The following is a 14,615-nucleotide window of genomic DNA, read 5'->3' on the forward strand; positions in this document are numbered from 1 at the left end:
AAGATAGATACAATTCACTCCTTATGAACAGGAACGTCTCGTTATCAGGATTACAAACAAAGTTGAGCTTGTGAGCATCACTTTTGCTGGTTTGATCGAAAAATTATAAGCATCCGACTTTAAAAGAAAAGTGCCAGCCTTAAAAGTTTTTATCCATTAAATAGGAAGCTTAAAAGTAAAACAAGAAAATTGAATTTCCAATAATACTGAATAGAAGGGGGGAAAAGGAATGAGCGTAGCACTTCAGAAAATCCAGATTAAGGAGGAAGTAATTAAATGGCGCAGATATTTACATATGTATCCGGAACTTTCTTATGAGGAAGAAAAATCATCGCACTTCGTTTATAAAACGCTTCTCTCGTTCGGAAACCTTGAAGTATCCAAACCGATAAAAAATAGTGTCATAGCAAAACTAAAAGGAAATAAGCCGGGGAGGACCATCGCACTTAGGGCGGATATGGACGCATTACCTATTACTGAAGAAACGAACGTTGATTTTGCTTCAAAGAATACAGGGGTTATGCATGCGTGCGGACATGATGGGCATATGGCGATGTTATTAGGGGCTGCCAAAATACTTTCGCAAAACCAGGATAAAATTATTGGTGAAATTGTCTTTATCTTTCAGCATGCTGAAGAGCAATTTCCAGGTGGGGCGAAAGAGCTGGTTGAATCCGGGGTTTTAGATGGAGTCGATGAAATTATTGGTCTTCATTTAATGCCGATGATTGATGTGGGGAAAATTGGGATCACATATGGTCCGGCAATGGCAGCATCAGATACGTTCACTCTTATCATTAAAGGAAAGGGGGGACATGCTGCAATTCCGCAAAATTCGGTTGACAGTATTGCCATCGCCGCACAGATTGTAAGTAATTTACAATATATTATTTCCCGTAATGTTGATCCGCTCGAAACAGTTGTCATTTCAATTACGCAATTTGTCGCTGAATCGGCGATTAATGTGATTCCTGATCAAGTAAAAATGGGTGGCTCCGTACGGAGTTTTAATCCTGAGTTGAGAAAAAAATTGCCTGCTATGCTTGAAAAAGTAATTAAAGGAATTACAGAGGCACATGGCGCAGCATTTGAATTTGACTATCACTACGGTTATAGCCCTGTGATCAATACAGATGCCGTTACAAAAATGATTCACGAAACAGCGGTAGAAGTTGTCGGTGAAGATTCGGTTGAAAGAATGAAACCATTAATGACCGGAGAAGATTTTTCCGCCTATTTGGAAAAGACAACCGGCTGCTTTTTCTTTGTCGGTGTCAGGAACGAATCGAAGGGGATTGTTCATCCTCTTCATCATCCACAGTTTGCGATTGATGAGGATTCACTCGATATCGGCGTGAACATACTTGTCAATACTGCAATCAAGCTTTTAAATGAAAAGCCAGTTTAGAAGGGGGAAGTTTATGAAAAAAATATGTATTTTGCTATCTGTTATCCCGTTTATTGGTTCACTTACTGTTATTAATCGAGTGGAGCCGTATGTTCTCGGGTTACCATTCATTCTATTTTGGTCGGTATCATGGGTAGTACTTACAGCTGTATTTTTGGGGATTAGTAACGTATTGTACCCGGCTGATGAGGGGGATGAAGAATAATGAATATAGCTCTTATGATTCTCTCCGCGACTTTATTTTTATCAATTTATTTAGGAATTCGTTCTCGAAAAGGGAAAGAGATGAGCTTGGAGCAATGGGCTGTTGGCGGTCGCGGATTCGGAACAATCTTTGTGTTTCTGCTAATGGCTGGCGAAAACTTTACGACATATACCTTCCTAGGCGGAAGCGGCGGAGCTTACGGGCTTGGCGGACCAATGATTTATGTTTTCGGTGCTCTCTGTTACATCGTTTCGTATTGGCTGTTGCCTCCTGTTTGGAAGTATGCAAAAAAACATAATGTTTTAACGCAATCCGATTTCTTTGCAAGTAAGTACAACAGTACAAAGCTTGGGGTTCTCACGGCTACTGTTGGTATCATTTCAATTATTCCTTACCTTGTCCTACAATTTAAAGGGTTAGGAATTATCGTGTCGGAGGCATCTTACGGTACTGTATCATCGGCTGCTGCGATTTGGATTGGCGTGGTTTCCGTTGCCCTTTTTGTCACCGTTTCAGGAATTCACGGTTCAGCGTGGACGTCGATTGTCAAAGACATCATTATGTTAGTTGTAATCGTATTTATGGCCATTTATTTACCGTATCACTACTATGGTGGACTTAAACCAATGTTCCAACAAATCAATGAGGCAAAACCTGGTTTCTTGCTTCTTCCTGAATCCGGACTTAGTATATCATGGTATGTTTCTACTAGTATCCTTTTTGCCCTTGGTTTGTTTATGTGGCCGCACATGTTTGGTGCGAGCTTATCTGCAAAAAGTGCCCAAGTATTACGTCGTAATGCAGCAATGACTCCTCTGTACCAAATTGTATTAGCATTTGTTTTATTTATTGGCTTTGCAGCTGTTCTTCAAGTACCAGGATTAGAAAACACGGATTTGGCTTTGTTTAAACTGGCCAAAATGACGTTTGATCCGTGGTTTATCGGAATTATCGGCGCGGCCGGACTGTTAACAGCACTTGTACCGAGTTCCATGCTGTTAATAACGGCAGCGACACTTTTGGCGAAAAATATTTATAAAGTATTGAAACCGGATACAACAGATAAACAGATTTCTCGTATTTCCCGCTTTACAGTTCCAATCATCGCGTTGCTGGCACTTTACTTTACTTTTGCAGGCGGAGAAATGATCATCATGTTACTGATTATGGCATACGGGTTTGTGGCCCAGTTGTTCCCGGCACTGTTTTTCAGTTTGTGGCAAAAAAATCCTATTAGTGTACAGGGTGCTTTCACCGGGATATTTACAGGTGTTTCCACAGTTGCCTATGTTACATTAACAGGGACGACAATGGCAACATTATTTCCTACCCTGCCGCAAGCAATAAAGGATCTCGACAATGGAATCATCGCTTTGTTCATCAATATTATCGTTATGTTTACGGTTAGCGCCTTTACGAGGAAAAAAAACGTTTTACAAGAACAAATTGATAGTGTAAAAATTTCTTCGTAAACAAAGAATAGTTTTATTTGTTATTTTCAGAATATTATAAACAGGTTTACAGCCTGGGTTCAAGAATGGTATGAGACACATCGCCGAAAGTAACAATAACATAAAATAGTCAGTCAACGAGGATTATTGACAAGCTACTATATGGGCTGAAGCCCGATATTCTCCTCATTCAGAGGATAAAAAGGTGGTCGGATCAATGAAACCTATTTATTTTCTTGCATTACTTCCATTTATCGGTATATTAGTAGGGCTCCCTTTCGCTAATAGAGTGACCCCTTACGTACTTGGCATGCCGTTTCTCTTGTTTTGGAATGTTTTGTGGGTGGTTCTCACATCCATTCTATTAGCTATTATGTATAAATTCGATCCTATGAGAAAGGAGAGTGAAAACGAATGAGCGTGTCCATCTTCATTATTTTTGGATGCCTGCTCCTATCTCTTTACCTTGGAATTCGAGCGAGAAGGGGCAAAGATATGAACCTTGAAGAATGGACGGTCGGGGGCCGAGGGTTCGGTACTCTTTTCCTAATCTTATTAATGGCAGGAGAGATTTATTCTACGTTTACTTTTCTTGGTGCCAGTGGGTGGGCGTATGGAATAGGGGGACCAATTTTTTATTTTCTTGCTACCGGGAGCCTGTGTTACATAGTTTCCTATTTTCTACTGCCTCCTGTTTGGAAGTACGCCAAGAAACATAATTTGCTGTCACAGTCGGACTTTTTTGTAAAGAAGTACAATAGTCCATATTTAGGGGTGCTGGTAGCTTTAGTGGGGACGTTTGCTTTGATTCCCTATCTCGTACTTCAATTGAAAGGCTTGGGGATTATTGTCTCAGTTGCGTCCTATGGCTCAATTTCTTCGACGATGGCTATTTGGATTGGGATGATTGCAGTAACCGCCTATGTGATGATTTCCGGCATTCACGGTTCTGCTTGGACGGCCGTTGTTAAGGATATCTTAATTCTCGTTGTTGTCTTGTTTTTGGGGTTTTATATTCCGTTCCACTATTACGGCGGAATCCAATCGATGTTTGAAGTAATTGATGCCGCGAAGCCCGGTCACCTAATGCTTCCGGATAAGGGGTTTAGCGTTTCGTGGTACATTTCCACGCTGATACTGTACTCACTCGGCTTTTATATGTGGCCACAATATTTCGGTGCAGTCTATTCAGCCAAAGACGGAAATGCGTTTCGTAAAAATGCAATAATCCTGCCGTTGTATCAATTAATGATCATTCTTGTACTCTTCGTTGGATTTGCGGCAATCCTACAAGTTCCGGATTTAAAGGGGCCGGATGTTGATCAAGCATTATTGCTCATGTCTATCAAAACGTTTGACCCTTGGTTTGTCGGTGTCATCGGTGCAGCAGGTTTACTAGCAGCAATTGTTCCCGGTTCAATGATTTTGATGACGGCCTCGACCCTCTTGGCGAAAAACGTTTACCAAGTTTTTTCGCCATCCGCTTCAAATCACAAAGTGGTGAACATAGCAAAGATTCTTGTGCCTGTTATCGCTCTAATTGCTGTATATTTTGCTTTGAATGGCGGAAATACAATCGTCGCTCTCATTCTAATGGGGTTAAGCTTGGTGACCCAACTGTTTCCATCACTGGCCGCTAGCTTATTGCAAACTAACTCCGTAACAAAACAGGGGGCGTTCGCGGGAATCTTAGCTGGTACAGCGACTGTTGTTTATACAACCGTAACTAAGACAACAATCGGTTCGTTATTCCCAACATTGCCTCAAGAAATTAAAGATATGAACGTCGGAATTATCGCTTTGATTGTCAATATCGTAGTCATGGCTGTTTGTGAGTTTTGCTACACGAAGTTCTCGTGTTGTCAGTAAGCAAAGTCATTCTGAAGGGGATGTCTTAAAACATAATTAAAATTGTGAGGCTATAAAACTCAGGACTCGGCATGTTGCATGGGTATAAAAAATGGATCAGCGACGTCCTGAGTCCTGGATAAAAATTAGCTTATGATTACGATTTGATTTTAGAGAATCGTTTTTATACAACAATCGCGTTTTTTATATATGACTTTTAGGGTTTGGCTATAAGACCCTTTCATTGCTGTATTAAGAGGTCAGTAAAGAATAAAGAAATCTGCTCTTTCGGTGATTTCCTCGAGGCATACCTCTGCATGCAAGGGTTATTTGCACCTGAAAAAGATTGATATTGTTAAGTGTTATTTATTATTGAATTATGCGAATTGAAATGGTATGCAAATTTTATCTGCGTTTTTTGTTTGTTATTTGAATGAGAAATGGTTATTTTTTAAAGCTATTTGAGATTTCCCACTGATATTTTCTAGTAATTCTAATAAAACTGAAATATATTGATAGTTTTGAAACCTTGGCACAAAATATGCATTAATAAATGTTTGTTCCAGTATTTTTTGGGGGAGGTATAGTAACGATGTCCGAAACGAAAGTAAAGACAAAGGTCGATTTAGTGATAAGTAATGCGGCAGAAGTAATTACTTGTATAGGGGAAGGCATGGGGGATATCGGAGCATTAACAAATGCTTGGATTGCCATCAAAGATGATAAAATTGTCGGAGTTGGATCCGAAGAAGAGGTTATTAGCAAATTTGATATAGAGCAATCAGATGTTATTGATGCAAGAGGGAAAGTTGTTGCACCTGGTTTTGTTGATTCCCACACCCATTTAGTTTTTTATGGAACACGTGTTGAAGAATATGCTGCCAAACTGACTGGGAATGATCCGGAAAAATTGAAAAAAGTCGGGATTATAACCGGGCCTAATCGGACAGTCGAACTTACTCGTAATACACCAGAAGAAGAATTATTTGAACAATCAAAGAAACGACTGCTGACAATGCTTGAATATGGGATCACAACGGTTGAAAGCAAGAGCGGGTACGGACTAACAACTGAAAGTGAAATTAAAATTCTTGAAGTAAGCAGAAGGCTGGGCAAAGAAACGCCTCTTGACGTGTTCAACACATTTTTAGGCGCGCACGGTTTTCCGGAAAATATGACGAAAAGTGAGTATCTGGACATCATTATTAATGATATGATTCCGCAAGTAGGTGAGCGAGGTCTCGCTGAATTCTGTGATGTTTGGTGTGATGAAGGTTATTTTACAGCTGTAGAATCTGAATTAATTTTGAAAGCCGGCTTAGAGCATGGGATGAAGCCGAAAATTCATGCAGATGCTTACTCCTATATTGGCGGTTCGGACTTAGCGGCAGAAATGAAAATGGTATCTATTGACCATTTAAATTATACACCGGTTGAAGTAATGGAAAAACTGGCAGAGGCAAAAGTAACCGGAGTTTTAATGCCTGCTCTAGACTTTGCTGTTAGCCATAAGCGACCTTTTGATGCCCGCAAGATGCTAGATTTAGGTATGAAAATCGCACTGGCGACGGATTTATGTCCGGCGTGTTATACCGAATCAATGCAGTTTGTCATCAATCTTGCCTGTCGATTGTATAAATTTTCTATTGAGGAAGCATTAAAGGCTGCTTCGTATGGTGGAGCACAAGCTCTCGGTTTGAATGACCGCGGAGTGATTGAAACAGGCAAATTAGCAGATTTGCAGATTTGGGATGTCCCGACATATAAGCATATTGCCTATGAGCTAGGAACAAATATTGTGCAAACCGTTATCAAAAATGGGAAAGTCGTAGTGGATCACTAAGTTAATATATTTATAGACAATGGAGGTAACAATAATGAATATGAAACATGTCTCTAATGCTGCTGAATATGTAAATGCTGAACGTTTACAAGATTTATTTCTAGAACTAGCTAAAATTAATGCCCCGAGCACGAAAGAAAAACTTGTTGCAGATTATTTGAAAAAAGCACTGCCAAAGCTCGGATTTACAATTGAATTCGATGAAGCCAATAAAAACTTTGATGGCGAAGTTGGCAACTTAATTGCTTGGCGTGAAGGAACAGATTCATCAATTCCTTCATTGTTTTTCTCAACACATATGGATACTGTGCTGCCAACGGAAGGATTAAAGCCGGTCATAAAAGATGGCGTTATTTATTCTGACGGTACAACCATTTTAGGAGCGGACGACCGTGCGGCATTGGCGGCTTATTTAGAAGCTGTCCAGGCTATTATTGAAAGTGGCGTTCCACACGGTCCGATTGAATTTATTTTAACTGTCAATGAGCAGCCTGGGCTTGTCGGAGCAACTTATCTGGATTATAGCAAGGCAAAAAGTAAAACGGGCTATATTTTCGACAGTAGCGGTGATGTCGGTCAAATTATTCTGAAAGGACCTTACAGTAGTCGGATTTTGATGGAAGTCGAAGGAAATGCTGCTCATATTGCGCTTAATGCCGAAGAAGGCAACAGCGCGATTCTGATTGCTGCGGAAGGATTATTAAATATGAGATTAGGCACAATCGATGAAGAGACGCTCGCAAATATTGGGATTATTAATGGTGGTAATTTGACATCGATTATTCCGGGAAGCGTAAAGGTTGCTGGGGAAGTGCGTAGCTTTTCAAAAGAGAAGTTAGATGAGCAGCTAAAGCATATGGAAGAGATTATGCAGCAAGCCGCCGAAAAGTGCGGTGGGAAAGTGAACGTTACATTGGAGAAAAAATACAGCGGGTTTGATATTCCACAGGACGATATATTAGTGAAAACGGCAGAAACCGCTTCTCAAATTATTAAAGTCAACCCTTATTTAACAGAAACGTTGGGTGGTGCAGATACGAACGTGTTAAACGAAAATGGGTTAATATGTTTGACGCTAGGGTTAGGATTCCAAAATATCCATTCGTTCAGAGAGAGTATCAGTATTGAAAACTTAGTCAACACGGGTAGATTAACGGCAGCTCTTATTGAACAATGGTATGTAAATCATAAAAACGCATAATTTGAATGAAGTATAAAAAGTCAATCAGTGACATTTATTCACCACTATATTATTTAATTATTATTTTTGTGTTTTGCCGAATTAGTTTTATAATGTTTCAAGAAGATGAAATATTCAGATAAAAAATAAAAGGAGTGGGACAAGGTATGCACAACAGTGGAGTAGTCGACTTAGAATTAGTTGAATTAGATGGTTATACGTTAGATCGTTATAAGGTACAAAGGGTAGTTAATGGCAACGCAAAGGTTTGTATTCCCGAAGAAAATCGATTGCGGGTACAAGAGAGCCGCAAACGAATCGAAAAGCAAATTAATGACGGGAAAGTTGTGTATGGCGTCAACACCGGATTCGGCAAACTCAGTAACATCGAAATTGAAAAAGAGGATATTTCAAAATTACAGTTAAATTTATTACGCGCAGATGCTGTTGGTGTCGGTGAGCCTTTTCCAATTGAGGTTGTAAGATCGATGATGATACTACGTGCAAATGCACTGGCTAAGGGCTTTTCTGGAATTAGGGAAGAAACGCTGCAGCTTCTTGTTGATATGATTAATAAAGGAGTTCACCCGGTTGTACCTTGTAAAGGTTCAGTCGGTGCTAGCGGAGACCTCGCACCGCTTTCTCATATTGCCATCGTTCTAGTCGGCGAAGGTAAAGCAGAATACAAGGGGGAAATTCTTCAGGGTAAGGAAGCACTAAAAAGGGCTGGATTGAAACCGGTTTCTTTAGAAGCGAAAGAAGGCCTTGCATTAATAAACGGAACTCAGGCAATGTCTGGTGTCGGGGTGCTTGCGCTTAATGAAGCGGAGCGTGTCGGTCTAGCAGCTGATATGGCAGCTTGTTTAACAATGGAAGCGCTTAATGGGGTTATATCTGCCTTTGATAGCGAATTACTAGCTGTCCGTCCCCATCCGGAGCTGGAATTCGTGGCTTCAAGAATGAGAAATTGGCTGGAAGGCAGTAGAAGGATTACACGCCAAGGGGAAGTACGCATTCAAGATGCCTATTCCATCCGCTGTATCCCGCAAGTACACGGAGCATCTTGGCAAGCATTTAATTATGTTGAGGAGCGTTTAAAAGTAGAAATGAACTCCGCCACTGACAATCCGATTGTTTCAGAAAGTGGAGAAATTATCTCAGGAGGTCATTTCCATGGCCAGCCGATTGCGCTTTCAATGGACTTTTTGAAAGTAGCTGCAGCTGAGTGGGCGAATATTTCTGAACGAAGAACAGAACGGCTTGTTAATCCGCAACTAAGCGGATTGTCACCTTTCTTAGCTGTCAATCCTGGTTTAGAGTGCGGCCTGATGGTTGCTCAATATGCAGCGGCTTCACTAGTTTCCGAGAATAAAGTATTAGCCCATCCCGCAAGTGTTGATTCCATTCCAACTTCGGCAAACCAGGAAGATCATGTCAGCATGGGTACAATTGGCTCCCGTCAAGCTCGGGAAATCATTCACAATTCTGCTAGAGTTATAGCGATTGAAATGATTTGTGCTTCTCAAGCTATCTATCTGGAAAAAGCTGAAAATCAATTGGCCCAGGCAACTAGAGACTATTTAGAGAAAGTCCGACTAATTTGCCCTCCTCTAGAAAGTGATCGGGCAATTTCAGATCATATGGAGGAACTGGCTCAGTTTATTTTACGTGAAGATTTATTAAGATAAAAACTAAAGTGGAATTTAGTGATTTGAAATATATGTAAATTAACTAATGATTTTCAAAATTCACTTTGAAAGGAAGCGATAGGTGAAGTCAAAAAAAGAGAAAAAGATTGATACTGAAAATACCCCGTTAAAAAAGAGGTAGAGGGAGATAAGCTACGATATCCCGCAAAGTAGATTACAGAAAATGTATATATATAAATAAATAAATAAATAAAAACCTCGCTGGATTTCAACGAGGTTTTTCTAATCGCTTTAGTTCACTTTTTGATAAAGGGTCATTCGGGTCATCCCGGCTTTTTCAGCAGCTTCAGAGATTGTAGCTCCTTGATTAATTAGGTAAAGAGAGTAATCAATCTTCTCATGACCCATTTTTTGTCTTCCTAAAGTTTGTTGCATAAGGGGACTTTTTTAATCTTATTTCGTGGCAGTAAAATAAAAAAGTTATTATTGTAAAATGAGGTCATGTAGATAGATAACTGCTCATATGATCTGCAATAGAAAGGGAAAGATGAGTATAAAGATGGATGTTCATATGTTTGGATTTATACGAGTTAGTAGTAAGAATCAAAAAAAGGGAAAGTTCGCGGCCAACCTTTTTTCTCCTTTTGATCTTTTTTAGTTGGTATGATGCTTTCCCCCGAAAAACATAATACGAATCACGCAGGAAATCCTGATAAAAGGTAAGACCAAAGGTTGAAAGCATAATTTCTAGTGAGGGTTACAATTTAAATAAATACTAGGGAAAGGCATACCGGTGTTGATAGTTACTAGGATTTTTCATTTAGAGTTGCTTATTCAATTGTCATAGATTAACTCTCAGTCAAAAATAAATTTATTTTCCAAGCCCATTGCCCAATTATTTCATTGAGCTTCCTAGAAATACTATTATTTCAATCCAAACAGAAAAATCATATAATCTTTGACGAGTTTCTTCTATATTAAAACGAATGAACCATTATCCATAAAACAAAAGTTAATTTCGCTGTAGAGCGAATCTCAGCATCAAAAATAAGAAATATAAAGGTAGTCTTTACTTTATGAAGGTTAAATTTTAATTTTCAACTCGCATGGATATTTCCTGTTATTCCATCGAAAGAACAATAGCCCAGTTACCCTCTTTAAGGATGGGTCCCTAACATTAGTGTTGGGGATTGGAGGAAGTGGAAAAACAAACGATGATTTCTGATAAGTTGGGAGAAATGCAATAATATCAAAAACTAAACTAAAAAGGGCAGTGAAGTTTTGGGCAGGAATCAAAATAAACTACAAAAATAAATTAGTATTAAATTGATTATTAATATATCAGAAATTAAAATAGATTGATTTGCAATTTCTTAAGACACGGGGCAAGGCGACAGGTCCAACCAGAAAACACCCACAATGGATAGATAGGGTATACCATACCAGCATGGGCCACATTCCTAGCTTTTCATAAGTTAGGGACAGCAATTGAGTCTTTTATTTATTGTTAACACACAAGCAGATTAAATTTGTGACCATCTAAATCTTCAAATAATCCACCATAATATCCTTCATGTTCTGTTGAACGTTCGAGTACTTTGCCACCTGCCGCTTCAACTTTATCCAATACCTCATCGACCTCTTTATTTTCCTTCACACCTATCGACACTAACACTTCATTTGCATTAGTTTGTACTGAAGCACGAGAAACCTGCTCATAATGAGACTTTTCAATTAGAATGATTATCGAACCTTTCGCCACTTTAATACCAACCATTTTATCTAACATATCTGGGTTTTTATTAATATTGAATCCGATTCCCTCGAAAAACGCTTCACTCTTTTCTAAATTTTCAACTGGTAAATTAAACCATACAGATTGTAACATTCCGACATCCCCCTAGTGAGCTGGATAATACATAATTTATTCAATTATCCAAATTTCAATTTCCTTATGCAAAGTATAGCATAACACCCATTTTCATTCCCTTTTAAAGATTCGAAGCTAAAAAAAGCGTACGTCATTTATCATGGCACACACTGCTAATCATTCGAACCTTTTACTGTCTGATTAGCGACTACATAAGTGCTTAAGCTTTTTATTTAAAGGGCAAAAAAGGGCAAGAGAATTAATAAAAGGGCATAGTCATAGATAACCAATTTATAAATAATTTAATAAAAGCGTTGATTTAACAGTATTTTAGATAATCATATCTAATTAAAATAATAGAGTTATCAAAACGTAATTCTTTACCTTTTCAAAGGCTCTGAACCATTTTGGTTGGGGTTTTTTTTTATATCTGAAAAATAGTTTTAATCACATTTTGACAACAAATCATAGCTAAATGTACTTTTGGAATTTCTTCGCTGTCTGCTCCTTTAAATAGTCTGTTACGTGTGTATAGATGTTCATTGTCAGAGGGTGGCCTGACCTCCCTGAACTATGTATGGGTATGACGTAAGCCATGAATATTAAGTCTATTTCAGATGTTGAGAATAAACACGAGATGATCCCTTAAAGAAAAAAGGGGAGGTCCTGGAAGTAATCAATCAACCACGTCTACAATATCGCGTAAGGTTTGGACAAGCGGAAGCCGTTTTGTATCATGAGGAAATTATGGGTTAACAAGCGTTGGTCAATGATGAATGAAACGAACGAGAAATCTAGGAAGACAGGAGGGGTATAAAGTGGAATGGTATACGCAAGAGGTAGCCGGTTTACTAGGGGTCTCCAAAGCAACGGTCTATCATTATGCCAAGCAGAAGAAAATTAGTAAAATTGCAGATCCCCATCGAATTCATAGAGAGGCACGATATGAAAAAGCGGAAGTTGATCAACTTGTGAATGAAAAGAAATCACACCCTACGGGTATGAGGCCTACTGAATTAGCAAATAAACTAGGATTGTCTGTTCAAAGTGTCTATAAGTATATTCAAGAGGGGGTAATAAAAGCAGAGGTCGTACCTTTTGGAGATGAGAGGACAATCTATGTCATATCTGAAACAGCCTATGAAGAAGCGGCCGGATTACTGAAACCATCTGAATCCCAACGCCCAAAACGATTTGAGTATTATCATTCTAGTCAAGATATCGTATTATTCCAGAAATTCCATTCAAGCAAGGTGCCTGAAGCACGGGTTATACGGAATAAGGACCATGAATGGGGTTTTTACTTAGCCAATATTCAAAAATGGTTGCCATTTGAAGAAGGGATAAGGGAGTATCAATTAAAGCCGGTCTATCCTATCCATCAATCCACTTTAGAGTATAAAGGCTATGTACAGCTAGAAATTCCGAAGGATGCCGTTGTCTTTTATCCATTCGTAGACTATTTATATGAAACATGGGGAATGGAAAACATACGATTAAGGGAACAGGATCACACGATCCTACTCTTCATTCGGGCAGGGGAAAGACCCTTAACCACAAATGGTTTCTTTGTAGCTGATATCCTGCCATTTTTAATAAAAGGAAACATCTACGCTAATTTTCTGCATTCTTCTGCGCATCTCAAGCATGCCTCAGCACATTTTTGACAATGTTCATGATCGTGTTTTTTACATTCGTTTCCGCAGCTTTCACAAATCTTGGCACAAACTTCAGCCAACTCTGAAATAAACGGTGTACCTCTTCCTATCGCCTGTACTAAATAAGAGCAAATATCCGCACATTCCCGATCCAAGTGAATGCACTCCACCATCATGTTTACATGATTTTCTTTTAAGCATGCGTCATAACAATGATTACACGCGGTCATACAATCATTTAAAGTTTGGATAATAGATGAATAATTCTCATGTGACATGAACAAATCTCCTCCTAAATATGGTCTCTCCCTTACTATTATCCTTTAAACTACCCTTTAAACTTCTTTTAGGTTAAGGTGAATGGTTCTTCTATAAAACTGACTGGACAAGTGAAGGGCTTTAGGGAATTAATGGAAGGGACAGTGCATAAATTTAAATGAAAGGAGTGGATATATGAAAATGTTTATTAAATTAAGTGTGGCCAGTGTCTCCGGAGCCGTCGTGTATTTGATATATAATGTCAACCAGACGCTGCGAAAAGGAATGGGGACGCTCGAAGAAACAAATAAGACACTGGAAGAGGTAAGAAATGCGGTACATGGATTGACGCAAGAGTCCAAACAATTGATCCACTCTGCCAATCAAATTACAGCGGATGTAAAAGGGAAGATGGAAAATGTCGATCCATTGCTGGAATCAGCTCAAGATGTTGGGGAAATGATTCATAATGTAACCAATTCCATGAAAGAAGCCAGTTTGGAAGGCCGCCCTAAGGATTTATCCACTCCGACAGTTCCTTCAACTCGAACTGAAGCTGAGGGGGTTCAAATAATAATTAAATAGTATCATCATTTATCATTAAAAAACAGGCACCCCGGGATTCACTAACATATTTAAAGTAATCGTTTCTACTATTTAATTTAGAGGGGGAGCTTTATCTTGATAATTCAATACAGTGTGGCTGCGATCGCTTTAGCCTTCATTTGGTTGGTCGTATTTTTAATCAGTACTCTACAAAAGGGAATGGTCACGATAGGTGAAGCCAATCAAACATTGGTTGAGGTGAGAAATGCCATCCACGATTTGTCCGGCGAATCGAAACAACTATTGCAAACTGCAAATGAAATCACCGACGATGTAAAAACTAAAATGAAAACGGTTGAACCATTGTTGGATTCTGCTCAGGATGTTGGTGAAGCGATACATTCAGTTACAAACTCTGTTAAAAAAGCCACTAACGGTTTCCGTACAGAGTTTACCCCGAAAAAAATCAATGCTATCAAACCCAAAAACCAATTTAGATAAAAAGAAAATATTAAAAAATGAAAGACACTACCGGGATTTGGAGTGTCTTTTTTGACGGTATGTATAATAGCTGTAGTCTTATGCTTCATATGGATATCGCCCGTGGTTTATATCTATAAGACCCATTTCTCTCATACAGATCTCTTAACACTCTGTATGAGAATATGGAACAAACATAAATTTTGTATGGATTATGGG

The 14,615-nt window shown here is 38.9% G+C and carries 14 protein-coding genes; 11 read left to right on the top strand and 3 right to left on the bottom strand.

Annotated features, from left to right (window positions below; all coding sequences use genetic code 11):
- Positions 1-229: 229 nt before the first annotated feature.
- From J7J00_RS21175 to hutH, 8 genes are all read left to right on the top strand, one after another.
- On the top strand, positions 230-1,408 hold the full coding sequence (locus J7J00_RS21175) for a M20 metallopeptidase family protein (protein ID WP_214794331.1): 1,179 nt from the start codon (positions 230-232) through the stop codon (positions 1,406-1,408).
- 13 nt (positions 1,409-1,421) lie between these two features.
- The gene (locus J7J00_RS21180) at positions 1,422-1,613 is read left to right on the top strand and encodes a DUF3311 domain-containing protein (protein WP_098177423.1); all 192 of its coding nucleotides are present in this window, start codon (positions 1,422-1,424) and stop codon (positions 1,611-1,613) included.
- Positions 1,613-3,085, top strand: coding sequence for a sodium:solute symporter family protein (locus tag J7J00_RS21185; protein ID WP_214794332.1), 1,473 nt, complete (start codon positions 1,613-1,615; stop codon positions 3,083-3,085). The genes J7J00_RS21180 and J7J00_RS21185 overlap by 1 nt, the downstream gene beginning before the upstream one ends.
- A gap of 196 nt (positions 3,086-3,281) precedes the next feature.
- On the top strand, positions 3,282-3,482 hold the full coding sequence (locus J7J00_RS21190; protein ID WP_214794334.1) for a DUF3311 domain-containing protein: 201 nt from the start codon (positions 3,282-3,284) through the stop codon (positions 3,480-3,482).
- Complete coding sequence (locus J7J00_RS21195; protein ID WP_214794336.1) at positions 3,479-4,933, top strand: sodium:solute symporter family protein; 1,455 nt, start codon at positions 3,479-3,481, stop codon at positions 4,931-4,933. Before J7J00_RS21190 ends, J7J00_RS21195 begins: the two co-directional genes overlap by 4 nt.
- A gap of 571 nt (positions 4,934-5,504) precedes the next feature.
- Entirely contained in the window at positions 5,505-6,755 is a 1,251-nt protein-coding gene (gene hutI / locus J7J00_RS21200; protein WP_214794338.1) for an imidazolonepropionase, read from the top strand.
- 34 nt (positions 6,756-6,789) lie between these two features.
- Positions 6,790-7,956 carry a M20/M25/M40 family metallo-hydrolase gene (locus J7J00_RS21205; protein WP_214794340.1) on the top strand — a complete coding sequence of 389 codons (1,167 nt, stop codon included), beginning with the start codon at positions 6,790-6,792 and terminating at the stop codon, positions 7,954-7,956.
- A 146-nt stretch (positions 7,957-8,102) separates the two neighbouring features.
- On the top strand, positions 8,103-9,623 hold the full coding sequence (gene hutH / locus J7J00_RS21210; protein ID WP_214794342.1) for a histidine ammonia-lyase: 1,521 nt from the start codon (positions 8,103-8,105) through the stop codon (positions 9,621-9,623).
- A 252-nt stretch (positions 9,624-9,875) separates the two neighbouring features.
- Here hutH and J7J00_RS21215 read toward each other — a convergent pair whose 3' ends face one another.
- Entirely contained in the window at positions 9,876-9,992 is a 117-nt protein-coding gene (locus J7J00_RS21215; protein WP_396020593.1) for a hypothetical protein, read from the bottom strand.
- A gap of 1,099 nt (positions 9,993-11,091) precedes the next feature.
- Positions 11,092-11,472, bottom strand: coding sequence for a VOC family protein (locus tag J7J00_RS21220; RefSeq protein ID WP_214794346.1), 381 nt, complete (start codon positions 11,470-11,472; stop codon positions 11,092-11,094).
- Positions 11,473-12,272: 800 nt separating this feature from the next.
- On the opposite strand from J7J00_RS21220, the gene J7J00_RS21225 reads away from it, so the two are divergent.
- Positions 12,273-13,121 (top strand): helix-turn-helix domain-containing protein, encoded by an 849-nt coding sequence (locus tag J7J00_RS21225; RefSeq protein ID WP_214794348.1) that lies wholly within the window; start codon positions 12,273-12,275, stop codon positions 13,119-13,121.
- On the opposite strand, the gene J7J00_RS21230 is transcribed toward J7J00_RS21225, so the two are convergent.
- On the bottom strand, positions 13,064-13,390 hold the full coding sequence (locus tag J7J00_RS21230) for a four-helix bundle copper-binding protein (RefSeq protein ID WP_214794350.1): 327 nt from the start codon (positions 13,388-13,390) through the stop codon (positions 13,064-13,066). The two genes, J7J00_RS21225 and J7J00_RS21230, sit on opposite strands and share 58 nt — an antisense overlap.
- Positions 13,391-13,565: 175 nt before the next feature.
- Between J7J00_RS21230 and J7J00_RS21235 the strand changes: the two genes are divergently transcribed.
- Together J7J00_RS21235 and J7J00_RS21240 are read left to right on the top strand one after the other, a co-directional pair.
- Entirely contained in the window at positions 13,566-13,955 is a 390-nt protein-coding gene (locus J7J00_RS21235; protein WP_214794352.1) for a DUF948 domain-containing protein, read from the top strand.
- A 96-nt stretch (positions 13,956-14,051) separates the two neighbouring features.
- The gene (locus tag J7J00_RS21240) at positions 14,052-14,417 is read left to right on the top strand and encodes a DUF948 domain-containing protein (RefSeq protein WP_214794354.1); all 366 of its coding nucleotides are present in this window, start codon (positions 14,052-14,054) and stop codon (positions 14,415-14,417) included.
- Positions 14,418-14,615 lie beyond the last annotated feature (198 nt).

This window comes from Bacillus sp. ISL-4, from assembly GCF_018613275.1.
Lineage (GTDB): Bacteria > Bacillota > Bacilli > Bacillales > DSM-1321 > Peribacillus > Peribacillus simplex_E.